Below are 20669 nucleotides of genomic sequence, written 5' to 3'. Positions count from 1 at the left end.
GGATCGTATGCAATTAAGGAATAGGGAAGATGACTGACGACAGTGAATTCGCCACCCTCGCGAAGCAGGCCCAAGGGCCGGTACTGGTACCGGGACAGGACGGCTACGAAGAGGAGTTGAAGGGATTCCAGACCGCATATCACCACCGTCCGGCCGTGGTCGTCGGTGCGGCCGATGCCAAGGACGTACAACTCGCGGTGAAATTCGCCGCCGAGCGCGGGCTTGCAGTCGCCGTTCAAGCGACCGGCCACGGCGTGACCGTGCTCGCCGAGGACGGTGTGGTGATCAATACGCGACGGCTCACCGGGACCACGGTCGACGCCGCGGCCGGTACCGCGCGCATCGGCGCGGGCGCCCAGTGGAAGGACGTCGTCGCCGAGACCGTACGGCACGGGCTGGCGCCCCTGAGCGGCTCGGCGCCGCACACCGGAGTGGCGGGCTACACCCTCGGCGGTGGAATCGGCCTGCTGGGACGGGAGTTCGGCTACGCCGCCGACCGGGTGCGCTCCCTGGAGGTGGTGACGGCGGACGGCGAGCTGCGGCAGGTCAGCGCCGACAGCGACGCCGATCTGTACTGGGCGCTGCTCGGAGGCCGGGACAACTTCGGCATCGTGACCTCCCTGGAGATCGAGCTGCTGCCCGCAGCCCGGATCTACGGGGGCGGCATCTACTACGACGCCCAGGACGCCGAGGCGGTGCTGTCCTTCTTCCGTGAGTGGACCGCCACCGCGCCCGACAGCATCACGTCCTCGGTCGGCATGATCGAGTACCCGCCCATCGAGGTGTTCCCCGAGCCGCTGCGGGGCCGCCACGTGCTGCACGTCAGGTTCGCCACCACCGACCTCGTCCACGGGCCCGAACTGGTGGCACCCTGGCTCAAGGCGGCGAACCCGATCTTCGAGCACCTGGGCGAGATCGGCTACGAGGAAGTGGGCTCCATCTACCGGGAGCCGGACTTCGCCCACTCCTTCCACGGCAACAACGTACTGCTCGGCGAGCTGCCCACCGAGGTGCTCGACGCGGTGCGCGAGCTGGCCGGCACGACGGCGCCGGTCTCCTGCATCGTCGACCTGCGCCACCTGGGCGGTGCGATGTCGCGGGTGCCGAAGGCGGGCAACGCGGTGCCGTTCCGGCAGGCCCAGTACATCCTCAGGGTGCTCTCCGGCCTCGACGGCACCCCGGAGGAGGACATCCGGGCCGCCCACCAGGCCGTCTACGACGCGGTGGCGCCGTGGACCATCGGGCGTTCACTGAACTTCGTCTACGGCAGGCGCAGCGACGAGGAGTTCGTGGCCGAGGTGTACGACGAGGAGACGCTGCGCCGGCTGGCCGAGCTGAAGAGCGTGTACGACCCGGGCAACGTCTTCAGGCGGAACCAGAACATCCGGCCCGGGAAGCCCGGGAAGCCCGGGAAGTAGGGCCTCGCGGGCAGGACAGCGGGGGCGCTTCGGGCTGCGGCCACGAAGCGCCCCCGCGGTCGTCACGCAGCGGGTGAGGCAAGGGCGACGACGTTCCCCTCGGGGTCGGCGACCTTGGCCACCCGCTCGCCCCAGGGCATGCGTACCGGCTCGCTGAGCACCCGTACGCCCTCGGCACGCAGGCGGGCCACGACGGCGTCGAGGGACCCCGGCTCCACGAAGACAAAGATCTCGAAGTGCCCCTCGGCGGGAGGCGGTTGGGCCGTGCCCCCGGTCCGCTGGGCGAGAGCGAGCTCCGCGTCACCGCGCCGCAGCGCGACGAAGCTGGGCTCCCCGGAGTCCGGGTGCGCCACCCGGCGCGTGAAGCCCAGCCGCTCGTAGAAGGCCGCGGTGGCCGCCACCCGGCCGACCCGCAGCACGGGGAACGCCCGCTGGTGCGAGGCGGTTCGGGCGGCGGTGCGGGCGACGGTTCGCGTACCGGCCCCGCTCACGCCTGCACCCGGTCGGCGAAGACCTTCCAGACCGGCAGCCGGGTACGGCCCCGCTCGTCCAGTTCCGGCCGCCGCCCGGTCCGCTCGAAGAACTCCTTCACCGGCCCCGCGACCCCCGCGTACACGGTCCGGGACAGCTCGGTGACCTCCCAGCCCGCCTCCTCCAGTACGGTCCTGACCTCCGTCTCCGTCACCGACAGCGGGGCCGGCATGCCCCCGGGAACGTCCGCGAAGCACAGCATGCTCAGCCGCGCGCCCGGCCTGGTCGCACGGTGCAGCGCGGCCGCGTACCGGCGGCGTCCTTCCGCGCTGAGGGTGTGGAAGAGCGCGCTGTCGAGGACGGAACCGAAGCGGCCCTCGTAGCCGTCGAGCCGGGTCGCGTCCGCCACCGCGAAGTCGATGGACAGCCCGCGCGCCCGCTGCCTGGCCTGCGCGATCGCCGCGGAGGAGGCATCCACGGCCGTCACCCGGTGGCCGCGGCCGGCCAGGAACACGGCGTTGTCGCCGGGACCGCAGCCGTTGTCCAGGACGTCGTCGCCGAAGCGCCCCTGGCCCTCCATCTCGACGACGCCCGGCTGGGCCTCTCCGATGTCCCACGGCACGCCCTTGATCTCGGCACCCGGCAGCAGGTCGCCGCCGGTGTACACGGCGTTGAAGTCGGCAGTGGTGAAGTCATAGGACTGTTCGGTGGTACGCAAGGCAATCTCCTTGGCCGGGGGATTTCTGGGGTTTTTCCGGGGGCTTGCCGGGGGATTCCGCATTCCCGGGATTTCCTGGATTCCCGGAAAGTATCGCCACAGTCGCCGGTCCGGGGGAAGGTCGGTGGCGGGCGTGACGGGGACAACCCGGTGTCAAGGGGCTGGAGTTGGTGTCCGACTGAGGAAATTCCTCGGTTGGAAATCAGAAAAGTGATTCGGTGATCGGTGTGCATGGACATTCCCTCCCGGTGTGACGGTGAATGGAGACAGGCCGGTGGAAGGAATTCCCGCCGGGCCCGGAAAGCCGCGAACTGCACCGAGGAAAGGGAGACTTCTGTGTCCGGCAAGGTCTGGTTCATCACCGGTACGTCCCGGGGGTTCGGCAGGATCTGGGCGCGGGCGGCCCTCGACCGGGGCGACCGCGTCGCCGCCACCGCACGCGACACGGCGAGCCTGGAGGACCTCGTCACCCAGTACGGCGACCGGGTGCTGCCGCTGGAGCTGGACGTCGCCGACCGCCGGGCCGTGGGCGAGGCGGTGGCCACGGCCCACGCACGGTTCGGCCGCCTCGACGTCGTGGTCAACAACGCCGGGTACGGCCTCTTCGGAGCGGTGGAGGACATCACCGAGGAGCAGGCACGCGCCCAGCTCGACACCAACTTCTTCGGCACCCTGTGGGTCACCCAGGCCGTACTGCCGATCCTGCGCGCCCAGCGCGGCGGCCACCTCGTACAGATGTCGAGCATCGCGGGCATCGCGTCCTGGCCGAACCTGGGCCTGTACCACGCGTCGAAGTGGGCGATCGAAGGGCTCAGCGACGCGCTGGCCCAGGAAGTGGAGCGCTTCGGCATCCACGTCACCCTGCTGGAGCCGGGCCCCTACCGCACCGACTGGCGCGGCAGCTCGGCGGTCCGGGCCGACCCCGGACCCGCCTACGCCGAGTGGTCCCAGCCCCCCTCGGCCGGTACGGCACCGGGAGACCCCGAGGCCACCGCAGGCCCCCTCCTGCGGATCGTCGACGCCGAACGGCCGCCCCTGCGCGCCTTCCTCGGTGCGGGCGCGCTCAAGACCGCCCAGGCGGTGTACGAGGACCGGCTGCGCACCTGGCAGGAGTGGGACCCCGTCGCCCTCGCAGCCCAGGGCAACTGACCTCACGCCGGCCCGCGGGGCCGGCCGACCCGAAGGAGAAGACATCGTGCTGACACAAGCGGCGCCCGTGGCCGCGGCACCCGGAGAACAGCGGACGGCGGTACCGGACCGGGCCGAACTCCTCGCACGCGCGGCAAAGTTGAGGCCGCTGCTGTGGGAGGACGCCCCGGCCGCCGACCGGTCGCGGCGCCTGACCGACCGGGTGGTCGACGCCCTCGCCCAAGCGGGTCTGACGCGGCTGCTGACCCCGCGCGGCCAGGGCGGCTACGGCGCCGACACCCGCACGCTCCTGGAGGTGGCGACCGAACTGGGCCGCGGCTGCGTCTCCACCGCCTGGGTCACCGGTGTCCTGAACGTGGGCAACTTCGTGACCTCCCTCTTTCCCCCTGCCGCCCAGGACGAGGTGTGGGGGAGCGCCCCGGCCGCCCGGACCGCGCAGGTGCTCGGGCTGCCCGCGAAGGGCGTCGAACCGGTCGAAGGCGGGGTCCTCGTCACCGGCGAATGGGCCTACCTGTCGGGCTCCCTGCACGCCGAGTGGATCGGAGTGCTGCTGGCACGCGGCCCCGGACCCGCGGGCGGCTCCGGCTCCGCTTCCGGCTCCGGCGAAGGCGGCCCGGACGGCGTGCACTTCGCGCTGATCCCGCGCACCGAGCTGACTGTCAGGGACACCTGGCACTTCGCCGGGATGCGCGGCACCGGCAGCAACACGGCCGTCGCCGAATCGGTGTTCGTCCCGCGGCACCGGATCCGCCCGTACCTCCCCGTGCTCAACGGCGAACTGACCGCCTCCGACGCCGAATCCCCCTACCGCAACAGCCTCACCGGGGTCTTCTCGATCGGCCTGCTCGGCGCCTTGATCGGCGGCGCCGACGCGGCCCTGGGCTTCGTACAGGAGAAGGCCCCCGGCCGCCCGGCCGCCGGCTCCACCTATCCGAACCAGGCCGAGTCGCCGACGCTGCAGCTCGCACTGGCCGAGGCCGCGACGAAGATCGACTCCGCGAAGCTGCACGCACGGCGCCTCGCCGACACGGTCGACGAGCACGCCCGCGAGGGCCGCAACGCGGACTCCCGCACCCGGGCCAGGGCCCGTATGGACGGTGCCCACGTCGCCGAGCTGTGCCGGGCCGCGGTGGACGTCCTGCTCACCGCCTACGGCTCCTCGGCCTTCCACGAGGCCAATCCCCTCCAGCGCATCTGGCGCGACATCCACGTCGGCAGCCGGCACGCCGGGTTCGGCATGGGCATCCCGCAGCAGGTCTACGGCCGGTCGCTGGTCGGCAAGGACCCGCGCGAGATCAGCCTCCTCGTATGACCTGACGGCCCTGCGCAACCCACCCCCACCGCGAGCAGAAAGCACGGGACAGCCATGCCTCCCTCCACCATGCCTCCCTCCACGCCGACCACCACCGAACTCCCCACGGATCCGGACGCGTTGCGCGCGCACAACCGCGCCGTCGTCGACCAGTACATGCACACCACGGGCCAGGACCGGCTCCGGCGCCACCTGCTGTTCACCGAGGACGGCGTCGGCGGGCTGTGGACCACGGACACCGGCGAGCCGATCACCATCAACGGCCGGGACCGGCTCGCCGAGCACGCCGTCTGGTCGCTCAAGTGCTTCCCCGACTGGGTCTGGACCAACATCGAGATCTTCGACACCCAGGACCCCGACCGCTTCTGGGTCGAGTGCGACGGCGAAGGAAAGATCCGCTTCGACGGGTATCCCGAGGGCCACTACCGCAACCACTTCCTGCACTCGTTCACCTTCGAGGGCGGAAAGATCAAGCTCCAGCGCGAATTCATGAACGTCACCCAGCAGTTCCGCGCCCTGGGCATCGAAACGCCCGTCGTGCGCCGCGCCGGGATACCCACGTGACCGCCAGCAGCCGGGATACCCACGTGACCGCCAGCACCCGAGGAGACGCCCGATGACAGCCGGACTGCCGGTCATCACGCCCTACCCGCTGCCGGCGCGGGAGACCCTGCCGAGCAACACCGCCCCCTGGATCCCGCGTCCGGAACGCTCGGTCCTGCTCATCCACGACATGCAGCGGTACTTCGTCGGCTCCCTTCCCGAGCCCCTCCGCAGCGACCTGGTCCACCACACGTCCCAGCTGCGCAAACGCGCCGCCGCCCTGGGCGTACCGGTCGCGTACACCGCCCAGCCCGGCGGCATGGACGACGCACAGCGCGGACTGCTGCTGGACTTCTGGGGACCGGGCATGCGCACCGACCCCGCGGACCGCGAAGTGGTGCCCGAACTGGCGCCGGAGGAAGGCGACTGGCAGTTCACCAAGCTGCGCTACAGCGCCCTGTTCCGCTCGGACCTGCTGGAACGGATGCGCGCGGCCGGACGCGACCAGCTGGTGCTGTGCGGCGTGTACGCGCACATCGGCGTCCTGGGCACCGCCCTGGAGGCGTTCGCGCACGACATCCAGCCCTTCCTCGTGGCCGACGCGCTCGGCGACTTCAGCGAGGCCGACCACCGGCTCGCCCTCGACTACGCGGCACGCCGGTGCGCGGTCGTCCTGCCCGCGGCGGAGGTCTTCTCATGAACTCCCGCCGACCCGACCTCCTGGAGCGGATCCTGCACGGAGAAGGCCCGCCCGCCTTCGCCCTCCTGCACCGCCCGGACAGCGACCCCCGTGGCACGGGCACGGTCGACGTACTGGCCGGAGCGGTGTCGCTGCCCGCCTCGCTCGCGGACATCCCGCTGCGCCCGCAGCACGAAGCGAGCGGCGGCGCCGCACCAGAAGCAGCCCACGAAGTCCTCGTCCTGATCCCCTACCGGCAGCTCGCGGAGCGCGGCTTCGACGCCCCCGATGACGGGGCGCCGCTGATCGCGATGGCCGCCGACGAGCAGACCACGCTGCCGCTGGCCCACGTCCTGACCCGTATCCCCGACGCCCCGGTGTCCGTCACCGGCGGCCACTTCGACATCGACGACGAGACCTACGAACAGACCGTCCGCCGGATCGTCACCGACGAGATCGGCACCGGCGCCGGTTCCAACTTCGTCGTCAAACGGTCCTTCCTGGCCGACATCGACGGCTTCTCCCCCCGTACGGCGCTGTCCCTGTTCCGGCGGCTGCTGGAACGCGAGAAGGGCACCCACTGGACGTTCGTGATCCACACCGGTGACCGCACCTTCGTCGGCGCCACCCCGGAGCGGCACGTCTCGCTCAGCGGCGGCACCGCCGTGATGAACCCCATCAGCGGCACCTACCGCTACCCGCCGACCGGGCCCACCCTGCGCGGCGTCACGGACTTCCTCGCGGACCGCAAGGAAGCGGACGAGCTCTACATGGTCGTCGACGAGGAACTCAAGATGATGGCCAGGCTCTGTCCCGCCGGCGGGCGCGTCGCAGGGCCGTACCTCAAGGAGATGACCCGGCTCGCCCACACCGAGTACGTCATCGAGGGGCACACCGACCGGGACGTGCGCGACATCCTGCGCGAGACGATGTTCGCGCCGACCGTCACCGGCAGCCCCCTGCAGAGCGCGGCCGGCGTCATCAGCCGCTACGAACCGCAGGGGCGGGGCTACTACGGGGGGGTCGCGGCGCTCATCGGCCGCGACGCCCACGCCCAACGCACCCTGGATTCCGCCCTGTTGATCCGTACCGCCGACATCACCCCCGAGGGGCGGATGCGGATCGGCGTCGGCGCCACCCTCGTACGCCACTCCGACCCCGCGTCGGAAGCGGCCGAGACCCGGGCCAAGGCCGCCGGGCTGCTCGCCGCGCTCGACGAGGACGCACCCGCCCGCTTCAAGGAGCACCCCCAGGTGCTGGCCGCCCTGCGCGCCCGCAACACCCGTATCTCGGACTTCTGGCTGCGCGACGCCGGCCACCGGCGCAGCCGGGTCTCCGCACTCGCCGGGCTGAAGACCCTCGTCGTCGACGCCGAGGACACCTTCACCGCGATGATCGCCCAGCAGCTCCGGGCGCTGGGCCTGGACGTCACCGTCCGGCGGTTCGACGAGCCGTACTCCTTCGACGGCCACGACCTCGTGGTCCTGGGACCCGGACCCGGCGACCCGCGCGATCCGGACGACCCCCGAATGACCCACCTGCGCAAGGCAGTTGACGTCCTGCTCGCCGAACGCCGCCCCTTCGTCGCCGTCTGCCTCAGCCACCAGGTACTCAGCCTGCGGCTCGGCCTGGACCTCGTCCGCCGGAAGGTGCCCAACCAGGGCGTCCAGCGGGAGACCGACCTGTACGGCAGCCGCGAGCGGCTGGGCTTCTACAACACCTACGCGGCCCACAGCCCCGAGGACAAACTGGAGGCCGCAGGGGTCGGAATCGTCGAGATCAGCCGCGACGCGGACACCTGTGAAGTGCACGCGCTGCGCGGCCCGCACTTCGCCACCATGCAGTTCCACGCCGAATCGGTGCTCACCGTCGACGGACCGCGCATCACCGCCGAAGCCGTCCGCTGGGCGATGGACCGATGAGGGCCGACATCGCCTGGTGGGACCTGGACGGCACCGGCCAGAGCATCGACTCCCTGCGGGAGCACCTGCGCGACGGCGCCGTCGAACCGTGGGCCCACGTACCGGGCCTCGCCCTGAAGTTCTGGATGGCCGACCGTACGGGCAACCGGTGGGGCGCGGTGATGCTCTGGGAGCGCGACCGCCCCGGCAGCGCCCAACTGCCCCCGAACCGGGCGGCCGAACTGCTCGGCGGCCCGCCCACGCACCGCACCAGCTTTGAGGTCGAGGCCACCGCCGAGGGCGTACACACGCTGTCCTCGCTGCACGGCCTCGGCCCGGCACTCGACGCCCCTTCCCCTACCCACCCCTCACTCACAGGGAGCATGACCGGTGCATGACTACATGGTGGTGGACGCGTTCGCCCGCACCCCCCTCGAAGGCAACCCCGTGGCGGTCTTCTTCGACGCCGCCGACCTGACGCCCGAGGTGATGCAGCGCATCGCCAAGGAGATGAACCTCTCCGAAGTCACCTTCGTACTGCCACCCGACACGGACGCCGCCCACGCCCGCATCCGGATCTTCACCCCCGTCAACGAACTGCCCTTCGCCGGACACCCGATGCTCGGCACGGCGGTCGCACTCGGCCTGAAGTTCAAGGAACAGCGGCTGCGCCTGGAGACGGCCATGGGCATCATCCCCTTCGAGCTGACCCCCGACGACCCGGCGAACCCGGACGGCTCGGTGTCGGTCCGGATGCGCCAGCCGGTCCCGACCTGGGAGCCCTACGAGCACGCCGACGCACTCTGCGCGGCCCTCGGCGTGGACACCGCCACCGTGCCCGTGGACATCTACCGCAACGGACCGCGCCACGCCTTCGTCGGCCTGCCGAGCCTCGACGCGCTTTCCGCGCTGCGCCCCGACCACCGGGCGCTCGCCGCCTTCCCCGACATGGCCGCCAACTGCTTCGCGGGGGAGGGGACCCAGTGGCGCAGCCGGATGTTCTCCCCCGCGTACGGAGTGGTCGAGGACGCCGCGACCGGCTCGGCCGCAGGGCCGCTCGCCATCCACCTGGCCAGGCACGGACTCGCACCCTACGGGCAGGAGATCGAGATCCTCCAGGGCCTCGAAATGGGCCGCCCCTCGCTGATGCGGGCCCTGGCCGAGGGCGACGACGAGCGGATCGAAGCCGTCTGGGTACGGGGCCACGGCGTGCCGGTCGCCCACGGAGTGCTCCATGTCTAGCGCCCCCACCGAGAACGTCAGCCGGCACGAATCCCTGACCGGGTCCGTCGGCCTCGACTTCCCCGAGTACGACGACCCGCCGCCCGACCCGCTGCCCCTGCTGCGGCAGTGGCTCGACGCGGCCACCGAGGACGGTGTGCGCGAGCCCCGCTCCATGGCACTGGCCACCGCAGACGAACGGGGCCGGGCCTCCAACCGCATCGTCACCCTCGGCGAACTGACCGGCCGGGGACTCGTCTTCACCACCCACAGCACCAGCCGCAAGGGCCGCGACCTGGCCGCGAACGGCTGGGCCAGCGCGGTCCTGTACTGGCGCGAACGGGCCCAGCAAGTCGTAGTGACCGGTCCCGTACGGCAGTTGGGCCCTCAGGAGTGCGACGCCCTGTGGTCCGCCCGCCCGGCCGCGCTGCACCCCATGACCTCGGCCTCGCACCAGAGCGAACCCGTGCACGACACCGAGCGCCTGCGCGCCAGGGCACGCGGCCTCGGCCGGACGGGAGAGCCGCTGCCACGCCCGGCCCGCTTCGTCGGCTACCTGCTGGAACCGGCCGAGCTGGAGTTCTGGAGCGCCAGCCCGGACCGGCTGCACCGCAGGCTGCACTACGCCCGCGACGGCGCGCGCTGGCGGACCGGCCGACTCCAGCCCTGACACACCACACAGCGAAGCCAAGGAGAGGAACCGGCATGGAACGCGCGGCGTTCACGGACACGATGGCCCGGGTACCGGGCCCGGTCACAGTGGTGACCACCGTCGACGACTCGGGGACCCGGTGGGGCTTCACCGCCAGCTCGTTCACCTCGGTGTCGCTGGACCCCCCGCTCGTCCTGGTCTGCCTCGACAGGGGAGCCACCACGCACGCCGCCTTCACCGGCGCCGAGCGGTTCGCCGTCAACGTGCTGGCCCAGGGACAGGAAGCCATCGCCCTGCGCTTCGCCGCCTCCGGGACCGACCGGTTCGCGGCCGGTGACATGAAGTCGTACGAGGACGGCCTGCCGGTCCTGCCCGGGGCCGCCGCGCGAGTGATCTGCTCGCTGTACTCCCGCTTCGACGCCGGGGACCACACCATCCTCGTCGGCCACGTCGAGAAGACCTACACGGCCGACCGCACCCCCCTCGTCCACCACGCCCGCTCCTTCTCCCGCCCGGTGCCTCTCGGCCCACCGCTGGAGCAGCTGCTCGCCTCTGCCCGCGCCGTCACCTCCGCCTGAGCCCGGCGCTCCGGCAGGACTCACCGAGCCCCCCCAAGCCTCAAGCCCTCAAGCCCTCAAGGAGGTGCTTTCCATGACCACGACCGTGCCCGTCGCCGCACCCCCGGCGAAGCAGGACACGAACAGGACCGGCCCCGGCCGGCCGCACAACGGACAGGACCCCGCCCGCACCCTGGCCGCCGCGTTCGCGAACAGCCTCGCGGCCGACGGCGCGGCCACCGCACTCGTCGCCGACGGCGCGTCCTTCACCTACCAGCAGCTCGACACCTGGTCGCGCGCCGTCGCCGCGCTGCTGCGCTCCTACGGCGTGCGACGGGGAGACCGGGTGGCGCTGCGGCTGCCGCCCGGCGCCGCAGCCATCGTGTCCATGCTGGGCATCCTGCGTACCGGCGCCGCCTACGTCCCCCTGGACGTACGCAACCCACCGTCCCGCAACATGCTCATCCTCCGGGACAGCCGGGTCGCCGCCTTCATCGGCAGCCCGGAAGGCTGCGCCGTCGACGGCCTGCCCGTCATCGGCGAGGAGCGGGTGACCGAACTGCACGACGCGACCCCGCCGCCCGCCGAGTCAGCCCCCGACCCGGTCCAGGCCCCCGGCCCGGACGACTGCGCGTACGTCATCTACACCTCCGGTACGACGGGAAAGCCGAAGGGCGTACCCATCCACCACGGCGCGGTGACGGCCCTGCTCACAGCAGCGGCGCAGCGGTTCGACTTCCGCGGCGACGACCGGTGGCTGCTGTTCCACTCGATCGCCTTCGACGTCTCCGTCTGGGAGATCTGGGGTGCGCTGTCCACCGGCGGCCGGCTGGTCGTACTCCCGTACTGGCAGACCCGCTCACCCGAGCACTGCCTGGCCGTCATCGAGGCGGAGCGGATATCTGTCCTGAGCCAGACACCCACCGCCTTCAGCACCCTGTCGGCGGCGGCGCTGAACAGCGAGGCGGACCTGAGCGCGCTGCGCTACGTCGTGTTCGCGGGCGAAAGACTCGCACCGGACACGCTGCGGCCCTGGGCCGCACGCCACGGAACGGCACGGCCCGCCCTGGTCAACATGTACGGGATCACCGAGACGACCGTACACTCCACCTTCCACCGGCTGACCACCGACGACATCGCGGGCAGCGACTCCGTCATCGGCCACCCGCTGCCCGGCTTCGCCCACCGGGTGATCACCCCACAGGGCACCGAGGCAGGGCCCGGCGAACAGGGCGTCCTCTGGCTCGCCGGACCGCAGCTCAGCAAGGGATACCTGCACCGTCCCGAGCTCAACGAGGCACGGTTCCGCACCCTGCCACCGTCCGGTGACGGCCCCGGTCGGCGCTACTACCGCTCCGGCGACCTCGTCAGCCGCCGCCCGGACGGCACCCTGATCTACCACGGCCGCGAGGACCTCCAGGTCAAGCTGCGCGGACACCGGATCGAACTCAGCGACATCGAGTCGGCGGTGCGGTCCCACGAGCGGATCGCGGACGCCGTGGTCTGGGTGCGCCGATACGGCGACGGCGACGAGCGGCTGGTGTGCGCGTACGCGACGGCCACCGGCGCCCCGGACACCCCGGCCCGCCACCTGCGCGACCACCTCAAGAGCCTCCTGCCCTCCTACATGCGGCCCGCCGCCTACCGGCGGCTGCCGCAACTGCCCCGCACCGTCAACGGAAAGCTCGACCGGGACGCGATCTCCCGGCTCTGGGAAGAAGAAAGGGACCGCCAGTCATGAGCGCGCCGCACAGCACGACCTACAGCACAACGCACAGCACGACCGACACCGACCGGATCACCGAGATACAGGAGCTCACCGTCCAGTGGGCGGCCAAGGTCCTGGAAGAGCCGGACGTCACCCCCCAGGACAACTTCCTCGACCTGGGCGGCCACTCCATCCTCGCCCTGCGGATGTCCCGGTACGCCAAGGACCGCCTCGGCGTCGACTACGACCTGATGGTCCTGTTCGAAGCCGACCTCGCCACCGCCGCCCGGGACCTCGCCGCCCGCGCCGACGCCGGCTGACCGGACAGGAGCCCTCACCATGAGCCCGACCGTGAACCTCGGCATCGCGAGCTTCGGCATCGCCTTCGGCGAGGACCAGGACGTCGCGTCGACCGCCGGAAATTACGTCACCAACCCCGAACGCGTGATCAAGTGGGGCTACCGCACCTACCACCGCGCGGCCGACGACGTGCACTCCACCGCACTGGCCAAAGCCGCGGCCCAGCAGGCCCTGGACCGGCTCGCCCTCACCGCCGACGCCGTCGACCTGGTGGTACTCGCCAACTCGGACCTGCCGGAGTACGCCTACCAGGACAGCGCCGCCGTACTGGCCCGGGAACTGAAGATCGAACGCACCCGGACCCTGCTGCTCAACGAGGGCTGCAGCGCCGGCGTCCACGGCCTGTACTACGTGGCCTCGACGATGGCGATGGAACCGGACGTCAACACGGCGCTGTTCGTGGCCGTGAACCGGGTGAGCGAGTTCCACCGCAACCGGATGAACGTCGTCAACGCCGTACTGAGCGACGCGGCCGTGGCCGTCGTCGTACGCCGCGACCACACCGGCAACCAGTGGCTGGCCACCGAACAGTTCACCGAACCCGAACACTGCGACCTGCTCCGCGTCGACTACGGCGGCACCGTCCACCCCCTGCCGCCCCAAGGCTGGTCGAGCACCGACGCCCCCGGCGCACACGAGGTCGTACGCAGCAAGTTCGCCGACGACCCCGAGGCGCTCCAGCGCTTCCTGCACAACCGGTACGGACGCCTCGTCGAGGTCGTCGACGGCGCCTGCCGCCGCGCGGGCATCACCCGCGACAGCATCGACCACCTGATCTACCTGAACGACAGCGCCGCGAGCATCGCCGCGGTCGCCGAGCCCCTGGGCATCCCCCTGGAACGGACGAATGCCTCCCTCTCCCCCGACCACGGCCACATGGGAGCCGCGGACCAACTGATCGCCCTCGGACTGCAATTGGGGCGCGGCGAAGTGCGCCCCGGCGAAGTGGTGGCCCTCTGCGGCATCTCCACCGACCGCTGGAGCGCCACGCTCATCCGCATCTGAGACCGGCACCCAGCCGAACCCCGCACCCCGCCAGACCCCCACGGAGCCACCATGCCTTCGACCGCACCCGGAATCCTCGACCTCCCGGCCGACGCACACCCCGACCCCGACGAGTTCCTCCGCGCCGCCATGGACTGGCACTTCAGCCCCGAGACCGGCTCGCCGTACTGGCTGGAGCGCGCCCGCACCCTCGACTTCGACCCCCGGAGCGACATCCGGACCCACGCGGACCTCGCCCTCTTCCCGAACGTCTCCGCGGAACTGCGGGACGTCCGCGCGCAGGACCTGATCCCCGGCGGCTACGGACCCCGCCCCGACGTGGTCGGAATCTTCGAGAGCGGCGGCACCACCGGAGCACCCAAGCGCGTCGTGCTCCTGCGCGACTGGCTGGACCGCATGCTCAGCGTCAGCAACGCCGACCTCGACGCGCACGGCGTCGAGCGAGGTGCCGACTGGCTGGGCATCGTACCCACCGGACCGCACATCGTCGGAGAGCTCTTCCGCAGGACGGCGACCAGCCACGGCCGCCACGGCTTCACGGTCGACCTGGACCCCCGCTGGGTGAAGAAGCTCATCGCCGACGGCCGCCACCAGGACGCCGGAGACTACGCGGAACACGTACTCGACCAGGCCGAACACATCCTGCGGACCCAGGACATCGGCGTCCTGACGATCACCCCGGCACTGCTGGAGCGACTGGCCGGGCGGGACGACCTGGTGAAACTGGTCAACGAGAAGGTACGCGCCATCCGCTGGGGAGGCACCCAACTCGACCCCGACTCAAGGCACTTGTACCGCACGGAAGTCTTCCCCCGGACCACCCTGAGCGGCAACTACGGCAGCACCATGATCCTCGGCACAGCGGGCGAGCGCCCCGGCCTCCCGGACGACGCACCCTGCACCTTCGACCCCCTCAGCCCGTACGTGACGTTCTCCGTCGTCGACCCCGCCGGCCGCGAACCGGTCGGGTACGGAGAGCGCGGCCAGGTCCTCGTCCACCACGTCAGCAAGTCCTTCCTGCTGCCGAACAACCTGGAACGCGACCTGGCCACCCGCATCGAAGCACCCGCGGGCCGGGCCGGCGACTCGGTCGCCGACATCGCACCCGTCGCGACCTTCGAGAACGAGGCCGTCATCGAAGGCGTCTACTGACCGCCCCCACGGCGCCCGCCCCCGTCGCCGAAGCCCTCCGCGCCCGAAGTCCTCCGCGAGCAGAAAACGAAAACGAAAGGGAGAAGCCGCATGCGCCACGATGAACTCACCGCCCTCCTCACCCAGCACGAGAACGTCGCACAGGCCGTCGTCGTCCCCGCACCCTCCACCTCCCCGGCGGCCGGCCCGCGCCACATCGCCTACGTGGTCCCCGCACCACAGGCCAACAGCGGCCCCACCAGCGCCGAGGAACAGGTCGACGACTGGCAGCAGATCTACGACCGGCTGTACGAGGACTCACCCGCCACCGCGTTCGGCGACAACTTCGTCGGCTGGAACAGCAGTTACGACCGCCGCCCGATCGACCTGCCCGAGATGCGCCAGTGGCGCTCCACGACCGTCGACCGCATCCGCGAACTCGGCCCGCGCCGCATCCTGGAGATCGGCGCAGGCAGCGGACTCCTGCTGGCACGGCTCGCGGCCGGATGCGAGGAGTACTGGGCCACGGACCTGTCCACCGTCGCCGTCAACGACCTCGCCCGCCACATCGCGGACGACCCCGCGCTCAAGGACCGCGTCACCCTCCGCGCACAGGGCGCCGACCGCGTCGACGGACTTCCCACCGAGTACTTCGACACCATCGTCATCAACTCGGTCGTCCAGCTCTTCCCCGACGGCGACTACCTCACCACCGTCATCGAGCGGGCCCTGACCCTCCTCGCCCCCGGCGGCTCGTTCTTCCTCGGCGACATCCGCGACCCGCGCAGCCTGGCGGACCTCCACACCGCCGTCGCACTGGGGCGCCCCACCCTGAAGGACACACCCGGCGTCCTGCGCAGCGAGCGAAAGACCCGCTCCAAGGAGGAGGAACTCTTCGTCCACCCCGACTACTTCGCGACCCTGCCCCACACCGTCCCCGCCGTCACCGGCGTCGACATCCAGCTCAAGCGGGGCGACTACCACAACGAACTCTCCCGGCACCGCTACGACGTCGTCCTCCACAAGGGCCCCGGCCGCCCCACCGACCTGGGCGGCTGCCGCGCACTGCGCTGGGGCACCGACGTCACCGGCACCGACGAACTGAACGCAGCACTGGCCCTCGGCCCACTCCCCGTACGCATCACCCACATCCCCAACTCCCGTACCGCAGGCGAGACTTCCGCCCGCCGGGCACTGCTGGACGGGGCCGGCCTCGAACAGGCCCGCCACCTCCTCGCCGGGCCCGTACCCGGCGCAGTCGACCCCCACCAACTCGCCCTCCTCGCCGAACGAAGCGGCCACCACGTCGCGCTCGCCCCCGCTCCCGCAAGCCCCGGCCACTTCGAGGCCGTCTTCACCGAGGGCAACGAACGCCCCACCGCGCTCACCGGCACCTACCGCCCCGAACACCGCCCCCAGCCGCTCACCGAGGTACCCGCCGCCACCCACCGCGCCGAGGCATTCGCCGCCCGCCTGGACAACTGGCTGCGCGACCGGCTCCCCGGCAACCGGAGCGACCGGGCGCCCGCCACCGTCGTCACCCTCGACGCCCTGCCCCTCAGCGACGACGGCACCCCCGACATCGCCGCGCTGCACCGCCTGACGGGCGACCGTACGAAGCCCCACACCCACACCCACACCCCCGGCCACCACCGCGGAGGCCACTGATGCGCTACCTCGACGCCCTCGGCGCGCAGGGCCCCTACCGCTCCAGGAAACGGCTCACCGTCCCCGACGTGACCGGCCACGCCATCGCCGAACTCAGCCTGGTCCCCCCGCTGTTCATCAACCGCACCACAGCCGCCCTGCGCCGCTCCACCGCACCCGGCCCTGAAGAAGCGGCCGAACTCCTGCAACGGGCCGCCGCACTCTTCGCCACCGCCGAACTCGACGGCCAGAGCGCCGTGGAGTACCAAGAGGCGGCCAGCCGGACCGGCGGCACCCCCCTCCCGGTGGTCCGCCGCACCACCACCGCCCTGGCCGACCGCCTGACCCGGGCCCACGACACCGTCCAGCACGCCCGCCCCACAGGCAACGTCAACAACTGGCAGGACCCGCTCACCCGGACCGGCCGGGGCACCTGGACCCGGCGCGGCGAAGTGTTCGCCGTACACGCCGCCGGAAACCACCCCGGCACCCACAGCATCTGGCCGCAGGCCCTCGCCCTCGGCTACCGCGTCGCCGTCCGCCCCTCACGACGCGAGCCCTTCACCCCGCACCGGCTCGTGACCGCACTGCGCACCGCAGGCTTCGGAAACGACCAAGTGGCACTGCTGCCCACCGCCCACGAACACGCGGACACCGTGCTGAACGGCGCCGATCTAGGCCTGGTCTACGGCGGCGCGGACGTCGTACGCCGATACGGCGGCGACCCCTCCCTACGGCTCCAGGGCCCAGGACGCTCAAAGATCCTGCTCACCGCCGACACGGACTGGCACGACCACCTGGACATGATCGTCGACTCGGTCAGCGCCCACGGCGGCACCGGCTGCGTGAACGCCACCGCCGTCTTCGTGGAATCGGACCCCACCCCACTGGCAGAGGCACTCGCCGAACGGCTCGCCGCACTGCCCTCCCTCCCGCCGACCGACGAAAAGGCCGTACTCCCCGTCCAGCAGACCGAAGCGGCACGAGCCATCGAGGCACACCTGCACCGCACGGCGGCCGGCACACGCCCCTGGCTCGGCGGCGACGGCATCGTGGACGAACTGGGCGACGGAAGCGCCGTACTGCGCCCCGCCGTCCACCAGCTCGACCGCGCGGACGCCCCCCAGGCAGGCATCGAACTGCCCTTCCCCTGCGTATGGGTGGCGCCCTGGTCCCGCCAGGACGGCATCGCACCCCTCCGGGACACCCTCGTCCTGGCAGCGGTCACCCACGACGAAGAACTCGTCGAGCAGGTCGTCGCAGAGCCCACCATCAGCAACATCTACGTCGGCGGCGGCCACCCCACCCACCTCAAGCAGCACGGACTCCCGCACGACGGCCACCTCGCCGAATTCCTCATGCGCAGCAAATCCGTCATCCGCAACTGACCCCCTACGTGCCACAGCCCAGGAGCCCGCCATGATCACCACCCAGCCCACCACCACCCCCCAACAGCCCCACTGGCCAGACCAGTTGACCCTGCACCAAGTCACCGACCACCTGCGCGAACTGCCCGCGCTGACAACCCCGGCCGCCACCGACCGCCTGCGCGAACGCCTCGCCGCCGCAGCGACAGGCAGAGCACTCCTCCTCCAGGGCGGACACTGCGCCGAGACCTTCGGCGCCGCATCCCTCAACGAGGTGAACGGCAACGTGGCCACCCTGCGCCAGATGGCCAGGATCATCTCGTACGGCACGACACTTCCGGTGATCCCGGTGGGCCGCATGGCAGGCCAGTACGCCAAACCCCGCTCCCGACCGACCGAGGCACGCGACGGAGTGGAGCTCCCCGCCTACCGGGGCGACGCGGTAAACGGTCCGGGCTTCAACGAACACGAACGAACCCCGGACCCCCGCCGGATGACGACCGCCTACCACCAGTCGGCCGCCGCCCTGGACCGCATCCGCGCCATCGACACCGACGACGCCGAATTCCACGTCAGCCACGAGGCACTCCTGCTCGACTACGAGCGCGCACTCGTACGCACCGACCCCGCCACCGGCAGGCGCTACGCCGGCTCGGGCCACATGCTGTGGATCGGCGAACGCACCCGCCAGCTCACCGGCGCCCACCTCGCGTTCGCCGCAAGCGTCGACAACCCGATCGGCGTCAAGATCGGCCCGAACACAACCCCCGACGACCTCCTGGCCCTGGCACGCCTCCTCGACCCCACCCGGCAACCCGGCAGACTCACCTTCATCACCCGCATGGGAGCCGACCGAATCCGAGACGTCCTGCCGGGACTGATCGAAGGGATCACCGCCGCCGGACTCCCCGCCCTCTGGGTCTGCGACCCCATGCACGGCAACACCTACCTCACCGACGACGGCATCAAGACCCGCAGCGTCAGCGACATCGCGGCCGAGACCCAGGCCTTCGTAGAGATCCACCGAGCACTGGGCACCCACCCCGGCGGCCTGCACCTGGAACTGACCGGCAGCCACGTCACCGAATGCGTCGGCGGCTCCTCCGCCCCCATACGCCCCGAAGACCTGAACCGCAACTACACCACCGCCTGCGACCCCCGCCTGAACCACCACCAGTCCCTCGACCTGGCCTACCTGGCAGCCCGCCTGTGGAACCGCCCGGCGTAGCGTGTCTTCGCGGAGGGGCACGGGGTTACGAAAGCGAAGCCGAAGGAGACCCACACCGGGGAGAACAGGCGAAAGTGTCGGAGAAGAACCACGACTTCGGTAAGTACGGCGCCACCGGAATCAAGGGCGGCGAAGCCGTAGCGGCCCAACTCGACCAACTAGCGGGCGGGATCACCACCCCGGTCACCTCGAAGCGCGGCTGGACGGCCCGCCTGAACTACCTCACCCGAACTCCCCACGCCAGGCAGGCGGCAAGGGCAGCCGGCCTGACGGTCACCGACCGCACGATCAGGGCATGGCAGCAGGGGAAACAACAGCCGTCCCGGGCCAGCCTAAAAATGATCGCCACCGCCTACACCACGGTCCGCCGCCAGAACGTCGCCAGACACCTCCTGAAACGCCTCAACGCCAACGGCGGCACCCGCATCGAGATCCACCCGTTCAACCAGTCAGGCGTCGACCAACGCCTGACGCGTGTCGTCGAGTACCGCACGATCAACGTCCGCCGCTGGGAGAACTTCATCCGAGCCTGGGCTGCCGGGGACTTGAGAGGTCTCGATGATGCTTGGCACGACGTGATCATCAACCTCGGCTCGAAGTGGAGGCAATACGAGTACGTGACGAAGGTGGGGTTCGCGGCTTAGGGGGCGTACCTGCTCAGGCCAGTTGATCTGTTTCAGGGCCCCGAGGCGGCTCCACGGCCAAGTGACCGGCGGGGGGGGGTATGGCCTGCGACGGAATTCCGCTGCTTGGCTGGCGATCCGGCCCTGCGCCTCGGCGACCTGATCCCGCAGCAGAGTGATCGCGTCCGCCAGGCCCATCCACTCCTGACCCGAACCACTTGCGTTGCTCACCACAATCCCCCTTTCCCACCCCTTCCGACGCGACGGGCTGCCGATAACCCATTCCACCCATTCCACGCGGTTGAGCTTGAGCCGCACCGCCCAGGGGCGAGCTCCGGCAGCCCTCGCCGGGCCCAACCCGGCACTTCGGTCAGCGGCCCGTGCGGCGTGGGTTGCCCGTACCGGCCTCGACGTCCGCGGTGGGCGCGGGCTCGGCGGCGGCCTCGCGGTCCATCTCCCGGCCGACCGACCACGGTGGCACTTCGATCACCACGGTCCCCGGCGGCGATTGCCAGTAGAGGGCACCGCGCCCGTACAGGCCCCGGGCGGTGTCGCAGTCCCGCTTGTAGTCGATCCAGCCGTGGACACCGAGTTCGCGCAGCACGGTGAGGATACGGCGCAGGTCGTCGAGGTCGCGGTAGTCGCGGGTGTAAACGCACGCGCGGGTGAAGTCCTTCAGGACCTTGGACTGGGTGCCGAGGTAGCCCTCGATCGTGGCGCCCCGGATCCGCTCCCACAGCTCCTGGTTGATGCCCTTGGGCATCCACTTCCCAGTGACCTGGTTGCCGAACTCGTCCAGGCCCTCGTCGAAGCTCTCGGGAGCCCGAACCCGGTCGGTCCACCCCAGGCTCTTCGGGGGTGGCAGGCCGGCTCGGGGTCGCGGAACTCCTGGACGGTGAGCTGTCGGTTCATCTGCCTGCGGTAGGTGTCGTCGACCAGGTCGACCACGCGCAGCAGGTCGTAGGCGCGGACCTGGCCG

General features: G+C 71.1%; 21 protein-coding genes. 18 read left to right on the top strand and 3 right to left on the bottom strand.

All coding sequences use genetic code 11. From position 1 onward, the window contains the following. Positions 1-29: 29 nt before the first annotated feature. Positions 30-1418, top strand: coding sequence for an FAD-binding oxidoreductase (locus tag ACZ5PB_RS29790; protein ID WP_468695351.1), 1389 nt, complete (start codon positions 30-32; stop codon positions 1416-1418). A 62-nt stretch (positions 1419-1480) separates the two neighbouring features. On the opposite strand, the gene ACZ5PB_RS29785 is transcribed toward ACZ5PB_RS29790, so the two are convergent. Further along, positions 1481-1909, bottom strand: coding sequence for a VOC family protein (locus tag ACZ5PB_RS29785; protein ID WP_468695349.1), 429 nt, complete (start codon positions 1907-1909; stop codon positions 1481-1483). Then, on the bottom strand, positions 1906-2607 hold the full coding sequence (locus tag ACZ5PB_RS29780) for a class I SAM-dependent methyltransferase (RefSeq protein WP_468695348.1): 702 nt from the start codon (positions 2605-2607) through the stop codon (positions 1906-1908). Before ACZ5PB_RS29780 ends, ACZ5PB_RS29785 begins: the two co-directional genes overlap by 4 nt. A 336-nt stretch (positions 2608-2943) precedes the next feature. Between ACZ5PB_RS29780 and ACZ5PB_RS29775 the strand changes: the two genes are divergently transcribed. The 17 genes from ACZ5PB_RS29775 to ACZ5PB_RS29695 all read left to right on the top strand — a co-directional run bounded on the left by ACZ5PB_RS29775 (position 2944) and on the right by ACZ5PB_RS29695 (position 19711). Continuing rightward, entirely contained in the window at positions 2944-3756 is an 813-nt protein-coding gene (locus tag ACZ5PB_RS29775; protein ID WP_468695347.1) for an SDR family oxidoreductase, read from the top strand. Positions 3757-3802: 46 nt separating this feature from the next. Then, positions 3803-5068 (top strand): acyl-CoA dehydrogenase family protein, encoded by a 1266-nt coding sequence (locus ACZ5PB_RS29770; protein WP_468695346.1) that lies wholly within the window; start codon positions 3803-3805, stop codon positions 5066-5068. A gap of 54 nt (positions 5069-5122) precedes the next feature. After that, a complete protein-coding gene (locus ACZ5PB_RS29765; RefSeq protein WP_468695344.1) occupies positions 5123-5632 on the top strand; it encodes a PhzA/PhzB family protein in 510 nt (169 codons plus the stop codon). Between the two features lie 52 nt (positions 5633-5684). After that, the gene (locus ACZ5PB_RS29760) at positions 5685-6311 is read left to right on the top strand and encodes an isochorismatase family protein (RefSeq protein ID WP_468695343.1); all 627 of its coding nucleotides are present in this window, start codon (positions 5685-5687) and stop codon (positions 6309-6311) included. Further along, positions 6308-8212, top strand: a complete 1905-nt coding sequence (locus ACZ5PB_RS29755) for an anthranilate synthase family protein (protein ID WP_468695341.1) — start codon at positions 6308-6310, stop codon at positions 8210-8212. Before ACZ5PB_RS29760 ends, ACZ5PB_RS29755 begins: the two co-directional genes overlap by 4 nt. Next, the gene (locus tag ACZ5PB_RS29750; protein ID WP_468695339.1) at positions 8209-8589 is read left to right on the top strand and encodes a hypothetical protein; all 381 of its coding nucleotides are present in this window, start codon (positions 8209-8211) and stop codon (positions 8587-8589) included. Before ACZ5PB_RS29755 ends, ACZ5PB_RS29750 begins: the two co-directional genes overlap by 4 nt. After that, on the top strand, positions 8582-9433 hold the full coding sequence (locus ACZ5PB_RS29745) for a PhzF family phenazine biosynthesis protein (protein WP_468695338.1): 852 nt from the start codon (positions 8582-8584) through the stop codon (positions 9431-9433). Before ACZ5PB_RS29750 ends, ACZ5PB_RS29745 begins: the two co-directional genes overlap by 8 nt. Next, a complete protein-coding gene (gene phzG / locus ACZ5PB_RS29740) occupies positions 9426-10082 on the top strand; it encodes a phenazine biosynthesis FMN-dependent oxidase PhzG (RefSeq protein ID WP_468695336.1) in 657 nt (218 codons plus the stop codon). Before ACZ5PB_RS29745 ends, phzG begins: the two co-directional genes overlap by 8 nt. A gap of 35 nt (positions 10083-10117) precedes the next feature. Then, on the top strand, positions 10118-10642 hold the full coding sequence (locus ACZ5PB_RS29735; protein WP_468695335.1) for a flavin reductase family protein: 525 nt from the start codon (positions 10118-10120) through the stop codon (positions 10640-10642). A gap of 73 nt (positions 10643-10715) precedes the next feature. Then, the gene (locus ACZ5PB_RS29730; RefSeq protein WP_468695334.1) at positions 10716-12362 is read left to right on the top strand and encodes an amino acid adenylation domain-containing protein; all 1647 of its coding nucleotides are present in this window, start codon (positions 10716-10718) and stop codon (positions 12360-12362) included. Beyond that, a complete protein-coding gene (locus tag ACZ5PB_RS29725; protein ID WP_468695332.1) occupies positions 12359-12649 on the top strand; it encodes a phosphopantetheine-binding protein in 291 nt (96 codons plus the stop codon). Before ACZ5PB_RS29730 ends, ACZ5PB_RS29725 begins: the two co-directional genes overlap by 4 nt. A 19-nt stretch (positions 12650-12668) precedes the next feature. Next, complete coding sequence (locus ACZ5PB_RS29720) at positions 12669-13694, top strand: 3-oxoacyl-[acyl-carrier-protein] synthase III C-terminal domain-containing protein (protein ID WP_468695330.1); 1026 nt, start codon at positions 12669-12671, stop codon at positions 13692-13694. Positions 13695-13745: 51 nt separating this feature from the next. Next, complete coding sequence (locus ACZ5PB_RS29715) at positions 13746-14846, top strand: phenazine antibiotic biosynthesis protein (RefSeq protein ID WP_468695329.1); 1101 nt, start codon at positions 13746-13748, stop codon at positions 14844-14846. Positions 14847-14936: 90 nt separating this feature from the next. Then, positions 14937-16493: a class I SAM-dependent methyltransferase gene (locus tag ACZ5PB_RS29710; RefSeq protein WP_468695327.1), complete on the top strand. Its 1557-nt coding sequence runs from the start codon at positions 14937-14939 to the stop codon at positions 16491-16493. After that, a complete protein-coding gene (locus ACZ5PB_RS29705) occupies positions 16493-17860 on the top strand; it encodes an aldehyde dehydrogenase family protein (protein WP_468695326.1) in 1368 nt (455 codons plus the stop codon). Before ACZ5PB_RS29710 ends, ACZ5PB_RS29705 begins: the two co-directional genes overlap by 1 nt. Positions 17861-17891: 31 nt before the next feature. After that, positions 17892-19067 (top strand): 3-deoxy-7-phosphoheptulonate synthase, encoded by a 1176-nt coding sequence (locus ACZ5PB_RS29700; RefSeq protein WP_468695325.1) that lies wholly within the window; start codon positions 17892-17894, stop codon positions 19065-19067. A 74-nt stretch (positions 19068-19141) separates the two neighbouring features. Continuing rightward, entirely contained in the window at positions 19142-19711 is a 570-nt protein-coding gene (locus tag ACZ5PB_RS29695) for a transcriptional regulator (RefSeq protein WP_468695324.1), read from the top strand. Positions 19712-20060: 349 nt separating this feature from the next. Here ACZ5PB_RS29695 and ACZ5PB_RS29690 read toward each other — a convergent pair whose 3' ends face one another. Next, positions 20061-20489: a putative phosphothreonine lyase domain-containing protein gene (locus ACZ5PB_RS29690; RefSeq protein ID WP_468695630.1), complete on the bottom strand. Its 429-nt coding sequence runs from the start codon at positions 20487-20489 to the stop codon at positions 20061-20063. Positions 20490-20669 lie beyond the last annotated feature (180 nt).

The organism is Streptomyces sp. NPDC032721 (assembly GCF_055579625.1).
The sequence above is the reverse complement of the archived record's forward strand: the minus strand, read 5'-3'. Positions and strand labels throughout refer to the sequence as shown.